A 25818-nucleotide genomic window follows, 5' to 3' on the forward strand; every position below is an offset into this window, starting at 1 on the left:
TTTAGGGGGGGATCCACCTGCAAAAATATAGACTTAAACTAGATTTACAATACTTTGCTGGGGAAAAAACAGAAAAAGCGACTCCTAAAAAAAGGCAAGAAGCTAGAAAAAAAGGTCAAGTAGCAAAAAGTATGGAGCTTCCATCTGCATTTATATTTTTATTCTCTTTTTTGTTTTTATATTTATTTAGTTCTTATTTTAGTGAAAGAATCAAACAGTTTTTTATTGTTCCTTTAACAGAGTTTATGCAATGGGAAACCAGTATCGACAACGTAATGGTTATGTTTGGAGAACTTGTGTATAGTGTTCTCATCTTTATGCTCCCTCTACTAATTTTAACTATGGTGTTAGGATTTATCTCAAATTATGTGCAAATTGGGTTTCTTTTTACCCCTGAACCACTAAAGATGAAGTTAAGTAAACTGAATCCAATAGAAGGCGCAAAAAAAATCTTTTCTTTACGTGCAGCAGTCGAATTTTTAAAGTCTATTTTAAAAGTAACTATAATTGGTTCTGTTTCTTTCTTCATTTTGTGGAATGAAAGAATGACCATATATTCTTTATCATCCAATACTCTGGAGTACATTCTTTCATATACTGCAAATCTAACTGTTTTATTAGGGATATTAATTGGATTGATATTAATCGTGGTAGCGGTTATTGATTATATGTATCAAAAATATGATTTTGAAAAACAGCAAAGAATGTCAAAACAAGATATTAAAGATGAATATAAAAAAACTGAAGGAGATCCTCTGATCAAAAGCAAAATCAAAGAAAAACAGCGTCAGATGGCCATGCAACGGATGATGCAGGAGGTTCCTAATGCAGATGTAGTCATTACAAATCCAACACATTACGCAGTTGCGATAAAATATGACGTTTCAACAATGCAAGCGCCTTTAGTTTTAGCAAAAGGCACGGATTATGTTGCTCTAAAAATTAAAGAAGTTGCAAAAGAGCATCAAATAACAACGATGGAGAATAAACAACTGGCTAGAGCTCTATATCAACAGGTTGAGATAGGTGATTCTATTCCAAATGAACTATTTCAAGCTGTTGCAGAAGTTTTGGCATATGTATATAAATTAAAGCAGAAACAGTAAATTTATTTACAGAAGGGAGGAGACAAAACATGATGAAATTGAAAGAAGTCTTAATTCTTTTAGCCATTATAGGTATTGTGATCATGATGGTAGTTCCAATTCCTTTGATGTTGCTTTCCATACTTCTTATTATTAATATTTCATTGGCTTTAATGATATTATTAGTTTCGATGAATACGAAAGATGCTTTAGAATTTTCGATTTTCCCTGCTTTATTGCTTATAACAACCTTATTTAGATTAGCTCTAAATGTCTCCTCAACTAGAACAATTTTAAGTACAGCAGAGGGTGGCCCAGTTATTGAAACATTCGGTAATTTTGTTGGTGGGAATACCATTGCTGTAGGTTTTGTCGTTTTTCTTATTCTTGTTGTTGTTCAATTTATAGTTATTACTAAAGGGTCTGAAAGGGTTGCAGAAGTTGGAGCTAGATTTACTTTGGATGCTATGCCTGGTAAACAAATGAGCATCGATGCAGATCTAAATGCTGGTTTAATTGATGAACAACAGGCAAAGGAAAGAAGGCAAAAGATTGAACGTGAAGCAGACTTTTACGGTGCGATGGATGGTGCCAGCAAATTTGTCAAAGGTGATGCCATCGCAGGTATTGTGATTTTATTAATTAACTTGTTAGGTGGATTAGTCATTGGAATGATAGTTCATGGGCTGTCTCTAACAGAATCAGCTTCCAAATTTTCCATACTAACAATAGGAGACGGGTTAGTCAGTCAGATTCCCGCTTTATTAATATCTACTTCTGCAGGTTTAATTGTCACAAGATCAGCTTCTAAAGGAAATCTAGCTTTTGACCTATCTTCTCAATTGTTGGCTTATCCTAAATTATTATATATTGTTGCTGGTACGATTGCTTTGTTAGGAGCATTTACTCCCATAGGTGTATTGATCACACTTCCTTTAGCTGTAACGTTCATTATTGTTGCTAGAAGAATGGAACAAAACATCAAAAATAGGAAAAAAGAAGAGGAGCAAATGGAGGAGAAACAAGATTTGGAAGAAGTTAAGAGTCCAGAAAGTGTTGTGAATTTATTGGACGTTGATCCAATTGAATTTGAATTTGGATATGGTTTAATTCCTTTAGCTGATACAGGACAGGGGGGCGATCTTTTAGATAGAATCGTCATGATTCGACGTCAATGTGCACTTGAACTGGGTTTAATTGTTCCAGTTGTTAGAATACGCGACAATATTCAACTAAATCCGAATGAATATGTCATAAAAATTAAAGGAAATCCAGTAGCTCGTGGTGAATTATTATTAAATCACTATTTAGCAATGAGTTCTGGTATTGATGACGATTCTATAACTGGAGTTGAAACAGTTGAACCTGCCTTTGGCTTGCCAGCTATATGGGTTGATGAAGCTACGAAAGACAGAGCAGAACTATCAGGATATACTATCGTAGATCCACCTTCAGTTGTTGCTACTCATTTAACAGAGGTTATTAAAAATCATGCATATGAGTTATTAGGAAGACAAGAAACGAACTCATTAGTAGAAAATATTAAGGGTACTGTACCTGCTCTAGTAGATGAGCTTATTCCAAATGTACTATCTATTGGTGATATTCAGAAGGTACTAGTCAATTTATTAAAAGAGAAAATTTCAATTCGAGATTTAGTAACGATATTTGAAACGCTTGCTGATTATGGTACTTACACAAAAGACCCGCAAATTTTAACTGAATATGTAAGACAGAGTTTGTCACGTCAAATTACACAACAATTTAGTTTAACAGGGGATGTATTAAAAGTATTAGCCATTGGTCCTGATTTGGAAAAGAAGATATCTGAATCCATTCAGCAAACAGAGCATGGGAATTATCTTGCATTAGACCCTTCAACAACTCAGATCATACATCAACGAATCATAGAACAGGTCAAAAAGTTTATGCAAACTGGGAACAACCCTATCATATTAACTTCTCCAACTATAAGATATTATTTACGTCAATTAATTGAAAAGACAATGAAAGACATACCTGTAATATCTTATCAAGAATTAGAACCTAATGTTGAAGTTCAAAGCTTGGGAGTGGTGAATATATGAGAGTGAAACGTTATGTAGTTGAGTCTATGCCGTCTGCTCTTCAAAAAATTAAATCTGATTTAGGTCAAAATGCTGTTATTTTAAATACAAAAGAAATTAAACAAGGTGGATTTTTAGGCTTATTTAAGCAAAAGCGAATTGAAGTGATTGCTGCTGCGGATGCGGATGGAAATAAAAAAGAATTTTCACATAAACAATCTTCATCAGATACTTTTGAATCAACATCTGAACAGAAACCAAACACAATTTCAGCGATTGAATCTTCGTCAGATTCAAACGCTAATGTATTGGAAGAAGTTAAAAAGTTAAAGGAGTTTATATTAAAGTTTCATACAAATGAAGATAATACAAAACTGCCAGTTCATTTGAAAAACCTGCAATTGCATTTAAGTGATCATGACTTTGAACCACAATTAATTGATAAAATCATGCACCATATTATTGAACAACATCATGAACAATTAGGTTCGTTATCTGTAAGTGAAACAAACCAAATGGTTAGAGAACAACTATTGAAGATGTTGTCTAATCATAATGCACAAGGCCTGTCACCTAAAACAAGAATTGCTTATTTTGTAGGTCCAACTGGTGTAGGGAAAACAACAACCATTGCTAAGTTAGCTGCAGATCAAGTGTTGAAATACAACCGTAAAATAGGATTTATTACTTCTGATACATACAGAATTGCAGCCATTGATCAATTAAAAACTTATGCAAACATTCTTGATGTACCTTTACATATTGTAAATTCACCTAAAGATTTTGAAGTTGCAGTTGAAAAACTGAAAGATGTTGATCTCATACTTATGGACACAGCAGGTAGAAATTTTCGGAATGAAATGAATGTTTCTGAACTTAAGAGTTTATTGAATACAAGTGAACGTAGTGAGACCTATTTGGTATTGAGTTTAACTACGAAGTATAAAGATATGAAGACCATTACGAATAATTTTATGAAATTTGGAATTGATAAAATTCTCTTTACTAAAATGGATGAGACCGAATCATTAGGAAACATTTTTAACTTAGTAGATGAATTTTCATTAAAGCCTTCATATATCACATATGGGCAAAATGTTCCTGATGATGTTTCCATTTTAAATGATGATGAAGTTACTGACCGTATACTTGGAGGCATTTCTTATGAATGATCAAGCCCAAGGATTAAGAAATTTAATTAAAAGCCAAAATGATTCCAGTGACAACAAAACAAAAGTACTTACTATAACTAGTGGGAAGGGTGGGGTAGGAAAATCAAATTTCACTTTAAATTTTGCTCTAGCCTTACAACTTAAAGGATATAAAGTACTGATTTTTGATGCAGATATAGGGATGGCAAACATAGATGTGTTAATGGGAGTGACCCCTAAATATAACTTATATCACTTACTTAAAAGAGAAAAAAACATTAAGGAGATTATAACGAAAGGAGTACATGACTTACAAATTATTTCCGGTGGATCAGGTATTCAAGAGTTATTACATTTGTCTCAAACAGATTTAGAATATTTTGCTTATGAAGCCAGCAAATTGCTAGGAAGCGTTGATTTTATCCTTTTTGATACTGGTGCTGGGTTAACGCAGCAATCCCTAAATTTAATGATGTCTTCACATGAAACTATAGTTGTAACAACACCTGAACCTACATCAATTACAGATGCTTATGCAATTATTAAAATGGTTCATTCTATGAATCAACAAATTCAATTTAAAATGGTTGTTAATCGTGTTACAACTCAAAAAGAAGGTACATTGACTTCAGATAAAATTAAAATGGTGGCTAAACAATTTTTGAATTTAGATATTTCAACACTTGGGTATATATCTGAGGATGTTCATATATCCAAGGCTGTAAAAAAACAAGAGCCGTTTTTAATGGCATATCCTAATTGTTCAGCCTCTCGCGACATTCATAGTTTATCACGATTTTTTTTATCAGAAAAAGATGATCAAAATCGTTTAAATACAAATGTGAAAAATATCTTTTACAAAATGATTCGAATGCTCAAATAATGATCCTTTTAAACTGGAGAGTGAAACATGGCACGCTATAGGGTTATTGTAGTAGATGATTCCGCCTTTATGAGGAATTTAATCAAGAATATCATATTTGAAGAAAGCGAATTTGAAGTCGTTTATTCAGCAAAGAATGGAAAAGAAGCGGTAGATAAAGTTTTGGAGCTTAAACCTGATGTAGTGACGATGGACATCGAAATGCCTATTATGAATGGTTTAGAAGCTTTGCAAAAGATAATGGAAAATCAACCAACTCCTGTTCTAATGTTAAGCAATCTTACTGATTTCGGCACTGCTGAAACAATAAAAGCTTTACAATATGGAGCAGTAGATTTTGTAAAAAAACCATCACTAGCTACAAGCCTTAATATACATAAACATCGCTTTCCTTTCATGGACAAATTAAGGAATGCGGTACAATCCAATGTGAAGAGACATCTTCCTTCATACAACCATGAGTCAGAAAATTCTATACAACCTCTGAAGAAAAAGGGGAGTTATGAATTTGAGCATTTAGTGGCGTTGGGGACATCAACAGGTGGACCTAGAGCACTTCAACAAATCTTAACATCATTGCCTGAATCTTTTACAGCACCAATCTTAATCGTACAACACATGCCTCCTAAATTTACTAAATCATTAGCTGAACGATTAAATATGCTGTCTCCTATTCGAGTTGTTGAAGCCGAACATGGACAAGAACTAGAAACCGCGTCTGCATACATCGCACCAGGTGATTGGCATATGGGCCTGAAAAAGGAGCAAGGGAAGTATAAAATACATCTTTCCAAGGAAGAGCTTCGTACAGGACATCGTCCCTCTGTTGATTATCTATTTGAATCATTAGTTCCATTTCAAGAATTGGAAAAACATATCGTAATCATGACCGGAATGGGATCTGATGGAGCAGAAGGTATGAAGCTATTAATAGACTCGGGCGTAAGTTCAACTATCGTAGAATCAGAAGAAAGTTGCATTATTTATGGAATGCCACGAGCTGCAACAGAAATGAATGATGTTGATTATGTCTTATCAATAGATAGAATTGCACCAAAGCTAGTAGATTTAGTAACTAAATAATTTTTCTCCTAGGAGGTATATAAATATGAGTTCAGATCAATATTTAAATATGTTCATCGATGAAGCTAAGGAACACTTACAGCATTTAAACGACAATGTTATGAAACTGGAAAATACCCCTGGTAATATGGAGTTAGTTCAAGAAATTTTTCGTTCAGCCCACACTTTAAAAGGGATGGCTGCAACAATGGGGTTTAATGATTTATCGTCGCTTACACATGAAATGGAGAATGTACTTGATCTAGTTAGAAACAATCAACTTCAAATGGATACATTTATCTTTGATGCTTTATTTAAAAGTTTAGATCACTTGGAAATGATGTTAACGGACATTTTTGAAGGGGGTACTGGAAAAGCTGATGTTGAAGACATCGTAAAGACACTCCATAACATTGTAGTGGGAGAGCATGTACAGGAAGATAGTTCAAAACAACATCAAGAAATCAGCAACTCTGCATATGTGTTGGATGAGTATCAACATTCTGTTCTAAAAAAATCTCTTGAATCTAAAAAAGTGTTTTTTATAAAAGTTCTCATTGACGAAGGATGTTTATTAAAAGTTGCTAGAGTGTATATGGTAACAACTACCCTTGAAAGATATGGTGAAATTGTTAAAATCACTCCTAGAGTTGAGGATGTTGAGCAGGAATTAAACGACAATGAATTGTTACTCTATTATATTTCTGATGTGGAAGAACAAATCTTACATAACGAAATTATGAATATATCTGAAATTTATTCTGTTCAGTTTGATAGGGTAGATTTGGAATTTATAGATAGACAGGTTGGAAATAATATTCAAGTAGAAGATGAAGAGTTTGAAGATAAACAACCTGAAATTATACAAGCCGAAGATCAGCAAATTGTAAATAAACAATCTGAAATTGATCAACCAAAAATTAAACAAATTGATGATAAAAAGCTTGAAGATAAACAACCTGAAGATGTTATTAAAACTGAAAATAAACAAACTGGAATTAAACAATATAGTGCAGGAGTTAAAGTAAATACTGAATCTGTATCAGAAAAACAAAGCCGTAAACCGTCAATGAGCCGTACGATAAGAGTAGACACAGATAAACTTGACACATTAATGAATTTGTTCAGCGAACTATTGATTGATCGAGTTAGATTAGAGGCACTTTCTTCTGAAATCAATCATATGGATTTAACTGATACGGTTGAACATATGTCAAGAGTAAGTGGAGATATTCAGAATATCGTATTAAATTTAAGAATGATGCCTATTGAATCTGTATTTAACCGTTTTCCTAGGATGGTACGAGATCTAGCAAAATCTCTGGATAAAGAAGTAGAATTCATCATAACGGGCGCAGATACAGAATTAGACCGCAATGTAATCGATGAAATTGGAGACCCATTAGTGCATTTGATTAGAAATGCATTAGATCATGGAATTGAGAGTCCAGCTGAGAGACTGCAAAACAATAAGCCTGAAAAAGGTACCCTTCTTCTAAGAGCATATCATAGTGGGAATCATGTTTTTATAGAAATTGAGGAAGATGGCAGAGGAATTGATAGAGGTAAAATCCTTGACATTGCGATTAAAAAGCAGATTATCAGTCAAGAAGATGCTCAGAAAATGTCAGATGAACAAATCCAACAACTTATTTTTGCTTCAGGTTTTAGTACTGCGGATAAAGTGTCTGATATTTCCGGTAGAGGTGTTGGGTTAGATGTTGTAAAAACGAAAATCAACGCACTTGGTGGTCAAATTCAAATCCATTCTGAGGAAGGGAATGGCACAAAGTTCTCTATTCAATTGCCGCTTACATTATCTATCATTCAAGCTATGCTTGTAAAACAAGGTGAAGAAAAATATGCTATCCCGTTATCTTCTATTGTAGAAACTGACATTTTACAAAAGAAAGATATTAAGATCGCACATAATATTGAAATGATAGAATATCGTGATCGATTGATTCCTATTTTATTTTTGAAAAATATATTTGATATTCCTGGAAGCTATGACCCTATAGATTATAATATAGTGATTCTTCAACAAGGGGATAAAAGAGTGGCCATTGTAGTAGATGAGTTTATTGGTCAGCAGGAAATCGTACTAAAATCACTTGGCAAATATTTGACGAACATATATGCAATTTCAGGTGCTACCATTCTTGGAGATGGTCATGTAGCCTTGATAGTAGATCCAAATGCTTTATTTAAGTAAAGATCAAATAGAATAACACATCTAATGGAGTGTTACTATATGAAATGATAATCTTAGGAGGTTTAAAATATGGGAGAAGATTTAAAGTTTATCATGTTTTCTTTAGGGAATGAGTCATATGGGGTTGAAGTAGATCATGTGAATACAATTGAGAGAATGGTGCCAATTACACGTGTACCCAAAACACCTAGCTTTATTAAGGGTGTGATTAACTTAAGAGGTTCAGTTTTACCTATCATAGATTTAAGAGGTCGTTTTGGTTTAGAAGAATCCGAGTATACAGAGCAAACAAGAATTATCATCGTATTTATTAAAGATATTGAGGTAGGATTAATTGTGGATGCAGCAAACGATGTCATTGATATTAATAGTGGTTCAATTGAATCAGCTCCAGAAGTTGTGGGAGGAATAAGAGCAAAGTATTTGCATGGGATTGCAAAGATAGACCAGGATAGAGTACTGGTTTTATTAAATTTAACTGAAGTTTTGAATAAAAATGAAATTGTACAATTAGAAGAGTTCGAGGGTTAGCATAGTGAGTAACATAAATAAATTTGAACCTTTTCAACTTGATGTATTGCAGGAAATTGGAAACATCGGTTCAGGTAATGCAACAACCGCACTTTCAAATTTAATTAACAAATCGGTGGATATGAAGGTTCCAAAAGTAAACTTTGGCCCTTTTTCAGCTATCACTGAAAGCTTAGGAGATGCGGAAAAAGCAGTGATAGCAGTTTATTTGCGTGTTGTTGGAGAGACGCCTGGAAATATGTATTTTTTATTGTCTCAAAAATCTGCTAATCAATTACTTAGTGATGTTTTACAAATGGATTTAATAAATAAAAAAGAATATTCAGATATTGAAATTTCTGCATTAACTGAAATTGGAAACATTTTAGCTGGTTCATATCTTTCATCACTTGCAAACCTCACACACCTTAAAATATTTCCTTCTGTTCCCTCTTTGTCTATGGATATGTTGGGTGCTGTTTTAAGTTCTGGCATGCTGCAATCAGGTCAATACGATGATTATGCTTTGTTAATTGAAACTAATTTTTTGGAAGGTAGCGAAAATGTAGAAGGAAATTTTATATTTATACCTGATCCAGGATCTTTACATAAAATATTTCATTCTTTAGGAGTGCCTATCCATGATTGAAAGCACTATTTTAAGAGTTGGGATTGCAGAACTTAATGTACTAAGAGGAGAAGGGATTATCAAAACAACAGGACTAGGTTCGTGTATAGGTATGACATTATATGATCCAATAAATCAAGTTGGTGGATTAGCGCATATTATGCTGCCTGCTTCTCGTATAGCTAGAGATGCAAATTTTAATAAGGCAAAATATGCAGATACTGCGATTCCTGAGCTTTTGGATCAAATGTTATCCTTAGGTGCTTCAAGAAAGAATATCCATGCAAAGATGGCAGGTGGGGCACAGATGTTTCAAATTGAACTGGATTCAATGAAAATTGGATATAAGAACATCGTGAAATGTAAAGAAATTTTGAAAGAATTAAACATACCCATACGTTCGGAAGATACAGGTGGAGGTGTTGGAAGAACGATTGAGTTGAATATATTAAATGGTAGTTTATCTGTAAGAAGTATTAAATATGGAATAAAGGAAATTTAATCATGATTGGAACATGGAAGTGGAATCTCAGTTTTAGTATATTTGGTATGGTTTTAACTTTTTTTTTCAATTTATCAAATAATTTATTTCAAACCTCAGTAATAAGGAGTTTGGTTAGTTTTTTGTTGTTGTTTGTTATCAGTTTTGCAATAAGATGGATCATAACGATGATATTGAAGTCTAATGCTGATCAAAGTTCAAATAAAGGAAGTTATTTGGACATGACAACGCCAACGGATACAGATGAAATCAATGAATCTCTTAAGGATAATTATACAGCTAGTAAGGGACAACAGTTACAAGAGAACCAAAATGACTTTAAGCCAATACAAGCTCCAAAACTAAAAACAAATGACAACAATATAGATCCCAAGGAAGTGGCTGAGGCTGTAAAACATTTATCCAATGAGTAAGGATGGTGAATGTAATGGATAAAAACCCGTCCCAAATGACATTGTGGGAGCAATGGAAAGAACACTCCGATCCAGAAGCAAAAAAGGAATTAATTGAAGCGCATATACCACTTGTGCAATTCGTAGTAAATAGAGTAGCCATAGGTTTACCAAAAAATATACAATTTGATGATCTTCAAAGTTATGGTGTTCTTGGTTTAATAGATGCAATGGAAAAGTTCGAATATAAAAGAGGGTTGAAATTTGAAACCTATGCTTCATGGCGAATTAGGGGAGCCATATTGGATCATCTGCGAAAAGGGGACTGGGTGCCAAGATCAATAAGAGAAAAATCCAAAAAATTAGAAGAAGCTTATAAAACGCTGGAACAGAAACATTTAAGGTCTGTTACTGATCAAGAAGTATGTGAGTTTTTGAATATAAGTGAATCAGAGCTCTATAAAATGCTGCAGGAGGTTTCAGTTACAACCATTTATTCTTTAGATGAACCTGTTCAGGAGGAAGAGTCTGAAACTAGAAAATCTTTACTAATAGACAAAAACGCAATTCTGCCAGAAAGTAAAATTAGTGAGTTACATTTAAAAGAAACATTAGCAAATGCAATAGAAAAACTTACTAATAAGGAAAGAATGGTTGTTTCACTTTATTATTATGAAGATCTTTCATTAAGCGAAATTGCAGAAGTGATGTCACTTACTCCTTCACGAATTTCCCAGCTTCATTCTAAAGCTATTTTAAGACTTAGGGGTGCATTGAGCTTATGACGTATTACATATTGATACTTATTGGTATTTCGATAATTATCTTCACTAAGTTTTTTATGAAAGATCATTCAAAGCAATCATCTTATTCTGAATTTCTAAAGGAAGTAGAACAAACGGTAGAACATTTTTCAATAGAACTAGAAGATGAGAATTCAAAATTAATGAATCAAATCATCAAAATGAAACAAAGTACCCATGCGGAAAATCAACAGTTGACAAAAAGGGTCGAGCATCTTGAAAAACAGTTGCTAGAGATGAAGAATTTAAAAGAGGAAGAGCTTAAGGATACAAAATCAGATCAGAAGATTGTGGAAAAGAAAAATGAAGTGTTGAATATAAATCAGCGATATGATGAACTGATGAGATTATATCAAGGTGGTAAATCCATCCAGTACATCTCCAATAAAACTGGAATAAATATAGGAGAAGTTCAACTAATCATAAATTTAGCAATGCAGGAGGAAAAATCACGTGCTAGGGCATAAGTTTTTTTATTATGGATTTGGTATAGGCATCATTACGACATCACTCCTATTGCTTTTTAATACTTCTTTTATTAGCAACAAGGATATAGTCAAAGAAAATGAATTTCATATAGTTGAGTTACAGGAAAAAGCAAATGAGTTGAATTATTCAGTTTATCCTAGCAATGAGGTAAGATTTACTGAGGAACAATTTGATGCTAAATTAGAAGAAATTATGAGTGATAATATTCAAACCAAAATTGTAGAACAAAAGGCGTTCTTAATCCAAGATGGGATGAATTCTACCCAAGTAGGGAGAATTTTACTAGAATTGGAGCTTATTTCTGAAATTAAAGAATTTGAAGCTCTAATGACTGATTTAAATCTGCATCGTAAAGTCAAAACGGGTTATTATGTTTTTGAACAAACAGAGGATTTAAAACAAATTATTGATAAAATAACAGAATAAAATACTTCAAATGAATGAACCGTCCTGTATTGTTTATAAATTGGATGGTTTTTTAGTTCTCACTTGTAACATAAACAAAAAGTAGAATAAAAACAGGATTATGTTGCATAAGAATGTCAGTTATGGTATATTAGTTGACGGTGTTATTACACACGTCAGTCAATTCTTATTGAGGGTGCTTTCTAAATGAAAGTCTTATGAGAAAATGCGATTGGCGGAGGAAAATAAAAAAACCAATTTAGAGGAGGTGTGTGAGGATGGCAGTAATCTCCATGAAACAGCTATTAGAAGCTGGGGTTCATTTCGGACATCAAACACGTCGTTGGAATCCTAAGATGGATCGTTACATCTTCACCGAAAGAAACGGAATTTACATTATTGATTTACAAAAAACTGTGAAAAAGGTTGAGGAAGCTTATAACTTCATTAAATCTATCGCAGCAGACAACGGTACAGTTCTTTTTGTAGGTACTAAAAAACAAGCTCAAGATTCAGTTAAAGATGAAGCAGAGCGGAGTGGAATGTACTACATTAACCAAAGATGGTTAGGTGGAACACTAACTAACTTTGAAACAATACAAAAACGAGTGAATCGTTTGCACGAATTAGAAAAGATGGAAGAAGACGGTACTTTTGAAGTCTTACCTAAAAAAGAAGTTATCTTATTAAACAAAGAAAAAGCTCGTTTGGAAAAATTCTTAGGTGGAATCAAACACATGAAGAAACTTCCAAGTGCATTGTTTATCATTGATCCAAGAAAAGAACGCATTGCTGTAGCGGAAGCTAAAAAATTAGGAATTCCAATTGTATCTATTGTTGATACAAACTGTGATCCTGATGAAGTGGATTATGTAATCCCTGGTAATGACGATGCGATTAGAGCAGTGAAATTAATTACAGCTAAAATGGCAGATGCTGTTGTTGAAGCTCATCAAGGCGAAGAGACATCAACAACTGCTTAATCTGAAAATAAATGTAGTACAAGAAAGGTGGGTTGATGGGCATATCCATCACCCATTTTTTGTAGGGTTTAATTTTTAAAGCAAATAACAAACAACATATCATAGGAGGTACATTAAGATGGCTATTTCAGCGGCTAGTGTTAAAGAATTACGTGAAAAAACAGGTGCAGGAATGCTTGATTGTAAAAAAGCACTTGATCAAGCAGACGGCGATATTCAAAAAGCAATGGATATTTTAAGAGAAAAAGGTCTATCTGCAGCTGCTAAAAAAGCAGGACGTATTGCATCAGAAGGTGTTGTAGAATCATACATACATGCAGGTGGTAAGATTGGTGTATTAGTTGAGGTTAACTGTGAAACAGACTTTGTTGCTTTAACAGATGACTTCAAAGCTTTTGTTAAAGATATTGCAATGCATATTGCAGCATCCAATCCAACTTACGTAAGTCGTGAAGAAGTATCTGCGGAAGATTTAGAAAGAGAACGCGAAGTTCTTAAGAATCAAGCTCTTAATGAAGGAAAACCAGCTAATATCGTTGAAAAAATGGTTGAAGGTCGCCTTAGTAAGTACTATGAAGAATACTGCTTGTTAGAGCAACAATTTATTAAAGATCCAGATAAAACAATTGCTGATCTAGTGAATGAAAAAGTTGGTACAATTGGTGAGAATATTTCAATCCGTCGTTTTGTTCGTTTTGAACTAGGTGAAGGACTAGAGAAAAAAGAAGAGAACTTTGCGGAAGAAGTACAAGCTCAATTGAAAAATTAATACGTTACTACGGGTTGGAACACATTGTGTTCCTTCTTTTTTCAAAATATAAGAAATTTGAATTGTATTCCAGAATACTTTCAAGACCCCAAAGGCTTAAAAATGGCAATAAGTTAAGCTGAAAACGGATCTTACAAAACAGATATTTTTAACAGACTAAATTACGTGGTATGAAACAAAGGGGGGCAAAACTTTGGAAGAACCTAAGTTTAAACGTGTGGTATTAAAACTAAGTGGTGAAGCTCTAGCTGGTGAAGCTGGATATGGAATTGAGTCTAAAATGATCACATCGATCGCAAATCAAATCAAGGAAGTTATTGAATTTGGCGTAGAAGTTGCGGTAGTTGTTGGTGGTGGAAATATATGGAGAGGCATTGCGGGTAGTGAGCAAGGCATTGACAGATCAACTGCTGATTATATGGGAATGTTGGCTACAGTGATGAATTCATTAGCTCTGCAAGATGCACTTGAAAACATTGATGTTCCAACCCGTGTTCAAACATCCATAGAAATGAAACAGATTGCCGAACCATATATTAGAAGAAGAGCAATGAGACATTTGGAAAAAGGAAGAGTAGTCATCTTTGCGTCTGGTACCGGAAATCCTTTTTTCTCTACGGATACAACAGCGGCTTTACGTGCAGCTGAGATTGAAGCTGAAGTGATCCTAATGGCTAAAAACAAGGTGGACGGAGTATATTCTGCTGATCCGTTTAAAGATGAAACAGCTGAAAAATATGAATCATTAACTTATATGGACGTGCTTAATAAAAACTTAGGCGTCATGGATTCAACGGCATCATCTTTATGTATGGATAATAATATTCCATTAATTATTTTCTCTATTACTGAGAACGGTAATATAAAACGTGTAGTATTGGGTGAAAAAATTGGTACAATTGTAAAGAGGAAAGGGAGTGCTGAATAATGCCTCAATCTGTTAAAAGTAATGCTGAATCCAGAATGGATAAAGCGATTCAGGTTCTTAAAAGAGATTTAGCTTCTATGCGTGCGGGTCGAGCGAACCCTGCTATATTGGATCGAGTTCAAGTAGAATATTATGGAACTCCTACTCCATTAAATCAGGTAGGTAATGTGAATACACCTGATCCAAGGACACTTATTATTCAACCTTGGGATAAAACGGTTTTAGGTGATATTGAAAAAGCAATTTTAAAATCTGATCTAGGTTTAACTCCAATGAATGATGGAGAAATTATTCGTATCTCTATTCCGCCTCTAACTGAAGAACGAAGAGCTGAATTAGTAAAAACAACGAAAAAATCTGGTGAAGAAGCTAAAGTAGCAATTCGAAATATAAGAAGAGATGCTAATGATGATATTAAAAAACTTGAAAAAACTGAAATATCAGAAGATGAATCTCGACGCCATCAAGAGGATATACAAAAAATAACAAATAAACATGTATCCGTAGTGGACGATTTACTTGCTGTAAAAGAAAAGGAAATTATGGATGTATAATGTGAACGTGTTATGACATCGAATCCCCCCGTATTGGAGGGGTTTTCATTTCATATAGAATTCCTTTTTTTGGAGGAAAAAATACGATGTTAAAACTACTTAAAAAATGGATTGTAAGTAAAGATTCAAAACAAAGAGATTTCAAGCAAGAAATTGATAAAAATGACATTCCACGACATGTAGCTATCATCATGGACGGGAATGGAAGATGGGCAAAGAAGCAAGGATTGCCTAGAGTAATGGGCCATCATTCGGGTATGAAAAATGTAAGATCCATTACGATCGCCGCAAATAGCATGGGAATAAAAGTGTTGACCTTGTATGCTTTTTCAACTGAAAATTGGAAAAGACCGAAAGAGGAAGTGGATTTTCTAATGAAGCTTCCAGAGGAGTTTTTTCCAATGATGATCGATGAACTTATTGAAAACAATATACAGATCAAAATGATTGGAAATAAGGAAGGGCTCCCTGACTATACATTGAAATCAATTGAAAATGCAATTGAATTAACAAAGAATAATACAGGAATGATTTTAAACTTTGCATTAAATTATGGAAGCAGAAATGAAATGATGCAAGGTTTTAATCAATTATTTAAAGACATTCAATCAGGTGAATTGAATGAACAGGAAATTACCGAAGAAGTTTTTTCTTCCTATTTGCATACTTCTGGTTTACCTGATCCAGACTTATTAATTCGCACAAGTGGTGAGCTTAGAATTAGTAATTTTATGCTTTGGCAATTAGCTTATTCAGAACTATGGTTTACCGATGCTTATTGGCCTGAGTTCAATCAGGATCATTTTTTAAAGGCTATACTTGAATATCAAAATAGGGCAAGAAGATACGGTGGATTATAATTCACGGGTGGAGGGAGCTTAGTTGATACAAAGAATTGTAACAGGAGTTTTAGCATTAGCATTATTTTTATTCTTTTTGTTTTTAGGTGAAATATGGTTTGCGATGTTTATGCTCTTATTGTCCTTAGTAGGCTATTATGAATATGTCAAAATAACTCAAAACAAAGTGCTTCAATTTTCCTCCATATTAGGTTTTGTTTCCATTATTTATTTCGTTGTACCCTGGTCTGAATTAGGTGTGGCATTCTTGGCTTCTTTATCTGTAGAATCGGTTATTTGGAGTATGTTATTACTTTTTTTTATAACCTCAGTATTATCCAAAAATAAACAAAATATAAAAGTCGTAGCACTTCTTTTTTTAGGAGCGATATATATAGGTACTGGTTTTCATTACATGGCGGCTACCCTGTTTATAGAGAACGGGCTGTTTTGGGCTTTGTTTATTTTTATATCTATATGGTTAACAGATGCAGGGGCCTATTTTTCTGGACTAGCCTTTGGAAAACACCCGTTATGGCCCTCTATTAGTCCAAAGAAAACGATTGAAGGATCTATAGGTGGGATACTTATCACTGTGATTGCAGCCATTGCGTTTGCAATTTTTGCTCCTGAGATCATAGAACTCAAAAAAGCAATAACTTTAGCTATTTTAATTTCTATTTTTTCTCAAATGGGTGATTTAATTCAGTCTGCCTATAAACGGGTTTACAATGTAAAGGATTCTGGAAAGATACTGCCTGGACATGGAGGAATTCTTGATCGGTGTGATAGTTGGATCATTGTATTTCCACTCCTTCATATCTTTCAAATTTTATAATTTTTAGCAGTGAATTGTGAGGTGTTTTTTTGAGTAAACGAATATCTATCTTAGGATCCACAGGTTCCATTGGCACGCAGACTTTAGATTGCGTAGCAATGCATCCAGATGAATTTATTATTGAAGGATTGGCTGCAGGCTCAAATCTAAATCTCTTGGTAGAACAAGTAAATCAATTTCAACCCAAAAAAGTTTCTGTTGCGACAAAATCTTTAGCACAACAACTAAAATCAGAGATTCCTTCTTCAGTTCAAGTATATTACGGTGAAGAAGGGTTAATTGAGGTTGCAGCGAATACGGACGCATCTTTTGTTGTGAATGCTTTAGTGGGAAGCCAAGGTTTAAAGCCAACGATATATGCCATAGAATCTGGTAAACACATTGGTTTAGCGAACAAAGAAACACTTGTAACTGCTGGACATATTATTAAACAACTAATAGAAAAACATGAAGTTCAATTGTTGCCAATAGATAGTGAACATTCCGCGATTTTTCAATGTTTAAATGGAGAATCTTTATCAGAAGTTTCTAACATTACATTAACTGCTTCAGGAGGATCTTTTCGTGATCGAACAAGAGAAGAATTGGTTGGTGTAACTGTTGAAGAAGCATTGTCTCATCCCAATTGGTCTATGGGTGCAAAAGTAACCATTGATTCAGCTACAATGGTTAATAAAGGTTTAGAGGTTATTGAAGCTCATTGGTTATTTGATATTCCATATGAACAAATAGGTGTTGTGATCCACCCTGAAAGCATTGTACATTCTTTTGTAGAATTTAATGATCGTAGTGTGATTGCTCAGTTAGGGAATCCTGATATGAGAGTTCCTATTCAATACGCTTTAACTTACCCAGACAGGTTCAAAACATCAACTGAACCTCTTGATTTGACTGTGCTTAGTCAATTGAATTTTAATAAGATGGATTTCAAACGATTTCCTTGCTTAAAAATGGCTTATGATTGTGGGAAAATTGGTGGATCAGCGACAACCGTCTTTAATGCAGCAAATGAAGTGGCTGTTTCAAGGTTTTTAAGAGGAGATATACAATTTTTGCAAATCGAAGAAGTTATACATAAAGTTATAGATCTTCACTCAACAACTGCAAATCCCGAGCTAGAGGAATTAATGGAAATCGATAGCTGGGCAAGAGATTGTGCAAATAAGGTTCCTTCATCCAGTTGTTAGCATATATAGCTAACTACTTGTTTTTCCATTTGCAATCATGATAATCTTAGGACATACTGTTTATTAAAGTTTAATAAAATGATTGTAGGATAAATGATTAAAGCAATACATATAGGATTGCTGTTTGAGAAGGATAGGAGGAAAATCTATTGACAATTGAAGTGATAATTATTGCTCTTCTAATGTTCTTTTTGTTAGTAGGAATTCATGAATGGGGACATTTCTATTTTGCAAAAAGAGTTGGAATTTTAGTTAGAGAGTTTGCCATTGGATTTGGTCCAAAGTTATTATCTATTAAAAAGAATGAAACACGATATACTTTTCGTTTATTGCCTATGGGTGGTTATGTTCGAATGGCTGGTGAAGATCCAGAAATTGTACAAATCAACCCAGGACAGACTATTGCCGTTAAAGTTAAAGACAACAAGGTAACAAATATATATTTAGATAAATTAGATCAAAGAACGGATGTCATAGTAGGGACTGTTGAATCCATTGATCTTGAACATAAATTAAGTATTAAAATAGATGTTGATGGAGAGTTGCAGACTTTAGCTGTGCATCCGGAAGCTCACATGGAAACAAAAGGTAGAGAAACCCAAATTGCACCTTGGAATAGACAATTTGGAAGTAAAACCGTTGCACAACGTGCTCTTGTAATCGTAGCAGGTCCGGTAATGAATTTCATTTTAGCTTTCTTTTTATTCTTAACTTTTGTATATATGGTTGGGATTACAGTTGATAACCCTACTCATGTACTGGTTGGTAATGTTACAAAGGATTCTCCAGCTGAATTAGGTGGATTAAAAGCAGATGATATCATCCTCGAAGTCAATGGTGAAACCATTGGAACTGATAAAAATAAATTAATCACTTTAATTGCAGAATCACCGGATCACCCCATGAATTGGCTCGTAGTTCGTGAGGATATTGAGACAGAGTTACAGATTACTCCTAGGGCTAATGAAAATGGGAATGGTCTCATTGGTATATCCATTCAAGATGAAAAAAGAAGTCCTGACTCCATTTTTGAAGGAGTGTCCTATGCTTCTAAGACGATGTGGAACGTTACGGAACGAATATTTATTAGTTTAAAAATGTTGGTCACTTTACAATTTTCTTTAGATGATTTAGGTGGTCCTATACGAATTACTGAAATGACGGGTGAAGCTGCAAGTTATGGTATAGACACTTTGATAGGATTTGTAGCGACGATTAGCTTATACCTAGGTATCTTTAATTTACTTCCATTCCCTGCTTTGGACGGGAGTCGTTTAATGTTTTTTGGGATAGAAGCTGTACGTGGCAAGCCTGTTGATCCCAATCGGGAAAGCATGGTTCATTTTATTGGCTTTGCAGTGTTAATGGTACTTATGATTGCGGTCACTTACAACGATATATTAAGATTGTTCAAAGGTTAATGATAGAGGTTGTTCAAAAAGTAGATGTAACGACATCGAATAAAGACTATACCCAAAAACAAAATTAATTTTGAAGTATGATGAAATCATTGGGGTAATCTAAATATTCGTACAATCTTCTCGGTGATGAAAACTGAACTTTTTGAACACGATTTTTTTAGGAGGTTTATTATGTCTAAGGACAAAAAAATGGTGAAAGAGATTACACCTCAACAAGAGGATTTTTCTAGATGGTATATTGATGTTATTAAAAAAGCGGATCTAATGGATTATTCACCTGTAAGGGGTTGTATTGTTTTTAAACCAGAGGGTTATGAGATTTGGGAAATGATGCAGAAGGAGCTTGACTCTAAATTCAAAGAGACAGGTCATCGTAACGCTTACTTTCCTCTTTTTATTCCTGAAAGCTTTTTTCAAAAGGAAAAAGAGCATGTAGAAGGATTTAATCCTGAATTACCATGGGTTACAGAAGCTGCAGGTGAACAATTAGAGGAACGTTTAGCAATCAGACCTACTTCTGAAACAATGATAGGACATATGTATTCCAAATGGATTCAATCCTATAGAGATCTTCCTCTTTTAATAAATCAATGGTCAAATGTGGTTCGCTGGGAGAAACGTACACTTCCGTTCCTAAGAACCAGTGAGTTTTTATGGCAGGAAGGACATACGGCTCATGAAACTGAAGAAGAAGCAAAAGCTGAAACCATGCAGATGTTAGAGATTTATCGTGAGTTTGTAGAAGACTTCTTAAGTATACCTGTTATTGTTGGTCAGAAAACTCCATCTGAAAAATTTGCTGGAGCAGTGGAGACCTTCTCTATTGAGGCCATGATGAAAGATGGTAAGGCTGTTCAAGCTGGAACCTCACATTATTTAGGAACTAATTTTTCCAAAGCATTTGATATCCAGTATTTAAATCGTGACAATCAGCAGCAATATGCTTATACAACTTCTTGGGGTGTCAGCACAAGAATGATTGGTGCAATGATTATGGTACATGGTGATGATAAAGGACTAGCGCTGCCTCCAAAAGTTGCCCCTACACAGGTGATCGTGATTCCAATTGGACCAGCAAAGAAAAGAGAAGAAGTAACGGAAAAATGTATGGAATTGATGGATGGATTGAAACAAGCTGGAGTAAGAGTAAGAATGGATACATCAGATCAAAGTCCTGGCTGGAAATTTAATGAGTATGAGATGCGAGGGGTTCCAATCAGAATTGAACTTGGTCCTCGAGATATGGAAAAAGGACAAGTTGTCCTCGCTTCTAGAATTTCAGGAGAGAAAAAATTTATTCCTCAAGAACAGTTAAATAAAGAAGTCTTGAACATGTTGGATGATATTCAAAAACAAATGTATGATAATGCAAAAAGCTTTATGGATTCCCATTTTAGCTCAGTGGAAACGATCGATGAAATGAAGGCAGCACTGGAAAAGCAAAGAGGTTTTGTATTAGCCGGATGGTGTGGATCTGAGGCATGTGAACATCAAGTGAAGGAAGAGACAGGAGCAACAAGCAGAAATATTCCTACGGTTGTAACTGAACATAAGGGGAAATGTTTGGTTTGTGAAGAACCTGCAAAACACACTGTTGTTTTTGGTAAATCCTATTAATATTACTTTCTTGAAAGTTTCAAATGCAAGCCAGATGTAAAGATGAAGAATCTGTGTCTGGCTTGTTTCAATTGGGAGGGGAACATCATAAATAACGTAAATAGTGAAAAAAGGACAAGATTTGAACTTCTGATGAAGCAAGCAGAAATTCCTCAGGAGATCGTGAATTCTTATTTTTCTGATGGAGTCATAGATAAGGTGTTATGTAACAGGCAAAATAATGATTGGAATATTCATATTTTGAAAGAGCAAATGGTTCCACAAAAAGTGTATAGACAATTTTGCAAACAAATACAAAAAAAATTCGCTCACATTGCAAAAATTCGGTTTAACTTTTGTTTTTCTGACTCCATATCCAATCAAACCATAGTATCTGAATTTTGGAGTTTATATTTGGAATGGATACAAAAGGAACAGGCTTCAGTAAATGGATGGTTCAGCAAAGCAAAGGTTGAAGTGAATGATCAGACGATTAAGGTTTCACTATTAGATGAAACAGGGATTGAACTTGCAAAAAAGAAAAAGATAGATGAAAGCATTAAGCATTTCTTTCATGATTTTTTCTCTAGAACTTTTTCTATACAATTTTCTGTAGATACGGACAGAACAGAAGAATTTAATCGATTTGCTGAAAAGTTAGTAGAGGAGGAACGATCAGCAGCGCAAGCGATTTTAGAATCCACTCCGAGTGAAGTTGAGGTTGAAATCCCAGAGGGTGAGCTTGTACTTCTACTTGGGAAAAAAATTGAGGAACCTTCAGTGCCTATTCACCAAGTTACGGATGAAGAGAAAAAGATTGTTATTCATGGTACTGTACTTAATCTAGAAATGAAGGAGCTCAAAACTGGAACAACATTATCTCAATTTATTTTAACGGATTTCACGGATTCCATTAAAGTCAAATTATTCACTAAGAAGAAGGAAGATATCAAAAAACTCTCTCTACTTAAAAACGGGAAATGGTTAAAACTAAGAGGTAAGGTTGAATATGATACTTTTCTTCCTGTACACGAACTAACGATGATCCCTCTTGATTTAAATGAAGTTGTACCTCCGGCTAATCTTGAACGAAAGGATCAAGCAGAAGAAAAACGTGTTGAATTTCATCTGCACAGCAACATGAGTACGATGGATGGGATAACTTCTATTAGCGAATATATAAAAATGGCGGCCAAATGGGGTCATAAAGCTATCGCAGTTACTGATCACGGGAATGTACAGGCTTATCCAGAGGCTTTTTGGACTGCACAAAAAAACAATATCAAAATGATATATGGACTAGAGGCAAATGTAGTAAACGATGCTATTCCAATCGTAGTTAACCCTTCTGATGATTTATTGCAAGATGCAACTTATGTCATATTCGACTTAGAAACAACAGGTTTGTCTGTGGTTAACCATAAGATAATTGAAATTGCCGGTATAAAAGTGAAAAATGGTGAGGAAATCGATCGATTTACTACCTTTGTAAATCCTCATGAGAAAATTCCATATAACATTAGTCAATTAACGAACATTACAGATGATATGGTAGTAGATGCGCCAAACCTAGAGGATATTTTCCCTAAATTTATTGAATTTATTGGAGATGCAATATTAGTAGCTCATAATGCTAGATTTGATGCAGGTTTTGTTCAGGCAGCATGTAAGAAATGCAACATGGAAAATGTGAAAAATCCTGTCTTGGATACTTTGGAATTAGCAAGATTTTTGTTCCCAAATTTTAAAAACCATAGATTGAATACATTAGCAGATAAATTGAAGGTAAGTTTGGATAACCATCACAGGGCTATTGATGATACGATTGCTTTACAGCATATTTTTAATCATTTATTGAAGGAGTTAAAAAAGCGAGACATATCGAATATAAATGAACTTAATGGTTATGCTGGACAGGATTTGACTAAAATGAGGCCTTTCCATTGCTGTATTTACGCTATGAATCTAACAGGAAAGAAAAACTTATATCAATTAATTTCTTTATCACACACAAAGTATTTTCATAGAGTTGCAACCATTCCGAAAAGTGTATTAATGGAGTATAGAGAAGGTCTGCTGATTTCCTCGGGGTGTGAAAAAGGAGAATTATTTGAGACGGTCTTAAATAAATCACCTGAAGAGGCAGAGGAAACAGCTGAGTTTTATGATGTGTTAGAAATTCAACCTGTCGGTGTGAATCAACATTTAATAGATAAAGGCTTAGTCACGCATCGTTTACATTTGGAAGAGGCGAATAAGCGAATTTGCCAGCTAGGAGAAAAACTGAACAAACCAGTTATTGCTACTGGGAATGTACATTATCTTCATCCTAGAGAAAAAATCAATAGAGATATAACCATTCATGGTATTACAGGATTCAGTCCATTGAAAGATTTGGAAAAACCGGATGTTCATTTTCGCACTACTATAGAGATGCTAGAAGAGTTTAAACATCTTGGCAAAGAGAAGGCATACGAAGTCGTTATTAAAAATACGAATAATCTTTCTGACCGTTTTGAAGATATTGAATTATTTCCGAGTAAACCATTTTTCCCTGTAATTGAAGGGGCAGATGAGGAAATGAGAAATACTTGCTATGCCACGGCAAAAGAAATATATGGAGAAGAATTGCCTGAAATTGTGCCAGAACGTTTGGAAAAAGAGCTTGTTCCTATTATTAAAGCTGGGTTTTCTGCTTTGTATTTAATTTCAGAGAGGTTAGTGAAAAAATCAAACCAAGATGGTTATCTCGTTGGTTCCCGGGGATCGGTTGGATCTTCTGCTGTAGCTATGATGTTAGGCATCTCCGAAGTAAATCCACTGCCACCTCATTATTTGTGCAAGCAGTGTAAACATAGTGAGTGGTTTACGGATGGAAGTGTTCGAAGTGGTTTTGATTTAGAAGATAAGACTTGCCCAAAATGTGAGAGTCAGATGAAGGGAGACGGTCAAGATATTCCTTTTGAAACATTCCTAGGATTTAAAGGGGATAAAGTTCCCGATATAGATTTAAACTTTTCTGGTGAGTATCAACCACACGCGCATCATTATACAAAAGTTCTTTTTGGAGAGGAAAATGTATATCGTGCAGGAACGATTGGTACAGTTGCGGAAAAAACGGCGTTTGGATACGTGAAAAAATATGAGGAAGATAAAACAAAGAGTTGGAGAAATGCCGAGGTAGCTAGGTTAAGCTCCGGTTGTACTGGGGTTAAAAGGAGTACAGGGCAGCATCCAGGAGGTATCGTGGTTGTACCTGAGTATATTGATGTTGAAGATATCACTCCTGTTCAATATCCAGCAGACGATACATCAGCTGAGTGGAAAACAACACATTTTGACTATCATGCTTTTGACGCTAATTTGTTAAAACTAGATATCCTGGGACACGATGATCCAACAATGATGAGAATGCTGCAGGATTTAACAGATATTGATCCTACAACAATACCTATGAATGATCCTAAGATTATGAGTGTCTTTAATTCTACAGATGCATTGAATGTGACACCAGAGCAAATCAAGTCACCTGTTGGAACCTTTGGTGTTCCAGAGATGGGTACTAAATTTGTAAGACAAATGTTGAAAGAAACGAAACCATCTACCTTTGCTGATTTGCTGCAAATATCAGGTCTTTCTCATGGAACGGGTGTTTGGTTAGGGAATGCTCAAGAATTGATCAAAAATAATACATGTACGATCAAAACGGTAATCGGTTGTCGTGATGATATTATGTTGTATTTGATCTATAAAGGTGGTTTGGAGGCGGGCCTTGCATTTCAAATTACCGAAAGTGTTCGAAAAGGGAAGGGATTAAGGGATGAGTGGATTACCACAATGAAAGAACATAAAATCCCTCAATGGTATATTGATTCTTGTTTGAAAATCGAATACATGTTTCCTAAAGCACATGCCGCAGCTTATGTTATTTCTGCTGTTAGAACTGTGTATTTTAAAGTTCATCATCCGATTGCGTTTTATGCGACTTATTTTTCTGTTCGCACAGAGGATTTTGATGTTGATGTTTTTTGTCAAGGTTACAATGCGATTTTGAAAAGATTAATTGAAATCGAAGAGTTAGGATTTAAAGCATCAGCTAAAGAAAAGAGTATGATTTCAATATTGGAAATGGCTTTAGAAATGACTGCTCGTGGATTTTCATTTAAAGGAATTAATTTGTATCGGTCAGATGCGGAAAAGTATATCATTGATGGAGACTCCTTAATTCCTCCTTTTTCAGCTATACAAGGGATTGGAGTTAATGCTGCGAAGAATATTGTGGAAGCTAGAAAAGCAGGTGAATTTTTATCTATTGAAGATTTCAGAGAAAAGAGCAAGGTATCAAAAACTGTAGTTGAAACCTTAAATGGTTTCGGTTGCTTCAACGGTTTGCCTGAGTCAAATCAACTTTCATTATTTTAGTGCAGACCTTGTAAGGTTTTTCACAATATGATATAATTTACTCATAATTGAGATAGCAATTTCGAGAAGAGTGGGGGAAACCCACTCTTT

The 25818-nt window shown here is 34.5% G+C and carries 23 protein-coding genes; all 23 read left to right on the forward strand.

Translation table 11 applies throughout. The features are described 5' to 3' along the window. The first annotated feature begins 17 nt into the window (after positions 1-17). The 23 genes from flhB (at position 18) to Q5Y73_RS05130 (ending at position 25728) form a co-directional block, all read left to right on the forward strand. A complete protein-coding gene (gene flhB / locus Q5Y73_RS05020; RefSeq protein WP_305990878.1) occupies positions 18-1106 on the forward strand; it encodes a flagellar biosynthesis protein FlhB in 1089 nt (362 codons plus the stop codon). 32 nt (positions 1107-1138) lie between these two features. Then, positions 1139-3172 carry a flagellar biosynthesis protein FlhA gene (gene flhA, locus Q5Y73_RS05025; RefSeq protein ID WP_305990879.1) on the forward strand — a complete coding sequence of 678 codons (2034 nt, stop codon included), beginning with the start codon at positions 1139-1141 and terminating at the stop codon, positions 3170-3172. Further along, on the forward strand, positions 3169-4323 hold the full coding sequence (gene flhF / locus Q5Y73_RS05030; protein WP_305990724.1) for a flagellar biosynthesis GTPase FlhF: 1155 nt from the start codon (positions 3169-3171) through the stop codon (positions 4321-4323). The genes flhA and flhF overlap by 4 nt, the downstream gene beginning before the upstream one ends. Then, positions 4316-5185 (forward strand): MinD/ParA family protein, encoded by an 870-nt coding sequence (locus tag Q5Y73_RS05035; protein WP_305990725.1) that lies wholly within the window; start codon positions 4316-4318, stop codon positions 5183-5185. Before flhF ends, Q5Y73_RS05035 begins: the two co-directional genes overlap by 8 nt. A gap of 27 nt (positions 5186-5212) precedes the next feature. Beyond that, on the forward strand, positions 5213-6268 hold the full coding sequence (locus Q5Y73_RS05040; protein ID WP_305990726.1) for a protein-glutamate methylesterase/protein-glutamine glutaminase: 1056 nt from the start codon (positions 5213-5215) through the stop codon (positions 6266-6268). Positions 6269-6293: 25 nt separating this feature from the next. Further along, complete coding sequence (locus Q5Y73_RS05045; protein WP_305990727.1) at positions 6294-8462, forward strand: chemotaxis protein CheA; 2169 nt, start codon at positions 6294-6296, stop codon at positions 8460-8462. A gap of 69 nt (positions 8463-8531) precedes the next feature. Continuing rightward, positions 8532-8993, forward strand: a complete 462-nt coding sequence (locus Q5Y73_RS05050) for a chemotaxis protein CheW (RefSeq protein ID WP_305990728.1) — start codon at positions 8532-8534, stop codon at positions 8991-8993. A 4-nt stretch (positions 8994-8997) separates the two neighbouring features. Continuing rightward, positions 8998-9621: a chemotaxis protein CheC gene (locus tag Q5Y73_RS05055; protein WP_305990729.1), complete on the forward strand. Its 624-nt coding sequence runs from the start codon at positions 8998-9000 to the stop codon at positions 9619-9621. After that, a complete protein-coding gene (locus Q5Y73_RS05060) occupies positions 9614-10102 on the forward strand; it encodes a chemotaxis protein CheD (RefSeq protein WP_305990730.1) in 489 nt (162 codons plus the stop codon). Before Q5Y73_RS05055 ends, Q5Y73_RS05060 begins: the two co-directional genes overlap by 8 nt. A 122-nt stretch (positions 10103-10224) precedes the next feature. Then, a complete protein-coding gene (locus Q5Y73_RS05065) occupies positions 10225-10515 on the forward strand; it encodes a hypothetical protein (protein ID WP_305990731.1) in 291 nt (96 codons plus the stop codon). A 14-nt stretch (positions 10516-10529) separates the two neighbouring features. Next, on the forward strand, positions 10530-11279 hold the full coding sequence (locus Q5Y73_RS05070; protein ID WP_305990732.1) for a FliA/WhiG family RNA polymerase sigma factor: 750 nt from the start codon (positions 10530-10532) through the stop codon (positions 11277-11279). Further along, entirely contained in the window at positions 11276-11764 is a 489-nt protein-coding gene (locus Q5Y73_RS05075) for a DUF6115 domain-containing protein (RefSeq protein WP_305990733.1), read from the forward strand. The genes Q5Y73_RS05070 and Q5Y73_RS05075 overlap by 4 nt, the downstream gene beginning before the upstream one ends. Beyond that, a complete protein-coding gene (locus tag Q5Y73_RS05080; protein WP_305990734.1) occupies positions 11751-12212 on the forward strand; it encodes a hypothetical protein in 462 nt (153 codons plus the stop codon). Before Q5Y73_RS05075 ends, Q5Y73_RS05080 begins: the two co-directional genes overlap by 14 nt. 257 nt (positions 12213-12469) lie before the next feature. Next, complete coding sequence (rpsB, locus tag Q5Y73_RS05085; protein WP_160643281.1) at positions 12470-13174, forward strand: 30S ribosomal protein S2; 705 nt, start codon at positions 12470-12472, stop codon at positions 13172-13174. Positions 13175-13292: 118 nt separating this feature from the next. Next, positions 13293-13943, forward strand: coding sequence for a translation elongation factor Ts (gene tsf / locus Q5Y73_RS05090; RefSeq protein ID WP_305990735.1), 651 nt, complete (start codon positions 13293-13295; stop codon positions 13941-13943). A 193-nt stretch (positions 13944-14136) separates the two neighbouring features. Then, the gene (pyrH, locus tag Q5Y73_RS05095; protein WP_305990736.1) at positions 14137-14871 is read left to right on the forward strand and encodes a UMP kinase; all 735 of its coding nucleotides are present in this window, start codon (positions 14137-14139) and stop codon (positions 14869-14871) included. Then, a complete protein-coding gene (gene frr, locus Q5Y73_RS05100) occupies positions 14871-15425 on the forward strand; it encodes a ribosome recycling factor (RefSeq protein ID WP_305990737.1) in 555 nt (184 codons plus the stop codon). Before pyrH ends, frr begins: the two co-directional genes overlap by 1 nt. 86 nt (positions 15426-15511) lie before the next feature. After that, positions 15512-16285, forward strand: coding sequence for an undecaprenyl pyrophosphate synthase (gene uppS / locus Q5Y73_RS05105; protein ID WP_305990738.1), 774 nt, complete (start codon positions 15512-15514; stop codon positions 16283-16285). Between the two features lie 22 nt (positions 16286-16307). After that, positions 16308-17102 (forward strand): phosphatidate cytidylyltransferase, encoded by a 795-nt coding sequence (locus tag Q5Y73_RS05110; RefSeq protein ID WP_305990739.1) that lies wholly within the window; start codon positions 16308-16310, stop codon positions 17100-17102. Positions 17103-17131: 29 nt separating this feature from the next. Next, positions 17132-18289, forward strand: coding sequence for a 1-deoxy-D-xylulose-5-phosphate reductoisomerase (locus Q5Y73_RS05115; protein WP_305990740.1), 1158 nt, complete (start codon positions 17132-17134; stop codon positions 18287-18289). Between the two features lie 149 nt (positions 18290-18438). Then, positions 18439-19710 (forward strand): RIP metalloprotease RseP, encoded by a 1272-nt coding sequence (rseP, locus tag Q5Y73_RS05120; protein WP_305990741.1) that lies wholly within the window; start codon positions 18439-18441, stop codon positions 19708-19710. Positions 19711-19881: 171 nt separating this feature from the next. Beyond that, positions 19882-21327, forward strand: a complete 1446-nt coding sequence (proS, locus tag Q5Y73_RS05125; protein WP_305990742.1) for a proline--tRNA ligase — start codon at positions 19882-19884, stop codon at positions 21325-21327. A gap of 42 nt (positions 21328-21369) precedes the next feature. After that, positions 21370-25728, forward strand: coding sequence for a PolC-type DNA polymerase III (locus tag Q5Y73_RS05130; RefSeq protein WP_305990743.1), 4359 nt, complete (start codon positions 21370-21372; stop codon positions 25726-25728). Positions 25729-25818: the final 90 nt, after the last annotated feature.

Source organism: Chengkuizengella axinellae, assembly GCF_030730905.1.
Lineage (GTDB): Bacteria > Bacillota > Bacilli > Paenibacillales > KCTC-33759 > Chengkuizengella > Chengkuizengella axinellae.

Excerpts from the sequence above, each read along its gene's own strand:
- tsf (WP_305990735.1), top strand. The coding sequence starts at position 13,293 with ATGGCTATTTCAGCGGCTAGTGTTAAAGAATTACGTGAAAAAACAGGT.
- uppS (WP_305990738.1), top strand. The coding sequence starts at position 15,512 with ATGTTAAAACTACTTAAAAAATGGATTGTAAGTAAAGATTCAAAACAA.
- rpsB (WP_160643281.1), top strand. The coding sequence starts at position 12,470 with ATGGCAGTAATCTCCATGAAACAGCTATTAGAAGCTGGGGTTCATTTC.
- flhA (WP_305990879.1), top strand. The coding sequence starts at position 1,139 with ATGAAATTGAAAGAAGTCTTAATTCTTTTAGCCATTATAGGTATTGTG.
- Q5Y73_RS05035 (WP_305990725.1), top strand. The coding sequence starts at position 4,316 with ATGAATGATCAAGCCCAAGGATTAAGAAATTTAATTAAAAGCCAAAAT.
- frr (WP_305990737.1), top strand. The coding sequence starts at position 14,871 with ATGCCTCAATCTGTTAAAAGTAATGCTGAATCCAGAATGGATAAAGCG.
- flhF (WP_305990724.1), top strand. The coding sequence starts at position 3,169 with ATGAGAGTGAAACGTTATGTAGTTGAGTCTATGCCGTCTGCTCTTCAA.
- Q5Y73_RS05060 (WP_305990730.1), top strand. The coding sequence starts at position 9,614 with ATGATTGAAAGCACTATTTTAAGAGTTGGGATTGCAGAACTTAATGTA.
- Q5Y73_RS05045 (WP_305990727.1), top strand. The coding sequence starts at position 6,294 with ATGAGTTCAGATCAATATTTAAATATGTTCATCGATGAAGCTAAGGAA.
- Q5Y73_RS05040 (WP_305990726.1), top strand. The coding sequence starts at position 5,213 with ATGGCACGCTATAGGGTTATTGTAGTAGATGATTCCGCCTTTATGAGG.
- Q5Y73_RS05070 (WP_305990732.1), top strand. The coding sequence starts at position 10,530 with ATGGATAAAAACCCGTCCCAAATGACATTGTGGGAGCAATGGAAAGAA.
- Q5Y73_RS05130 (WP_305990743.1), top strand. The coding sequence starts at position 21,370 with ATGAAGAATCTGTGTCTGGCTTGTTTCAATTGGGAGGGGAACATCATA.
- Q5Y73_RS05050 (WP_305990728.1), top strand. The coding sequence starts at position 8,532 with ATGGGAGAAGATTTAAAGTTTATCATGTTTTCTTTAGGGAATGAGTCA.
- proS (WP_305990742.1), top strand. The coding sequence starts at position 19,882 with ATGTCTAAGGACAAAAAAATGGTGAAAGAGATTACACCTCAACAAGAG.
- Q5Y73_RS05075 (WP_305990733.1), top strand. The coding sequence starts at position 11,276 with ATGACGTATTACATATTGATACTTATTGGTATTTCGATAATTATCTTC.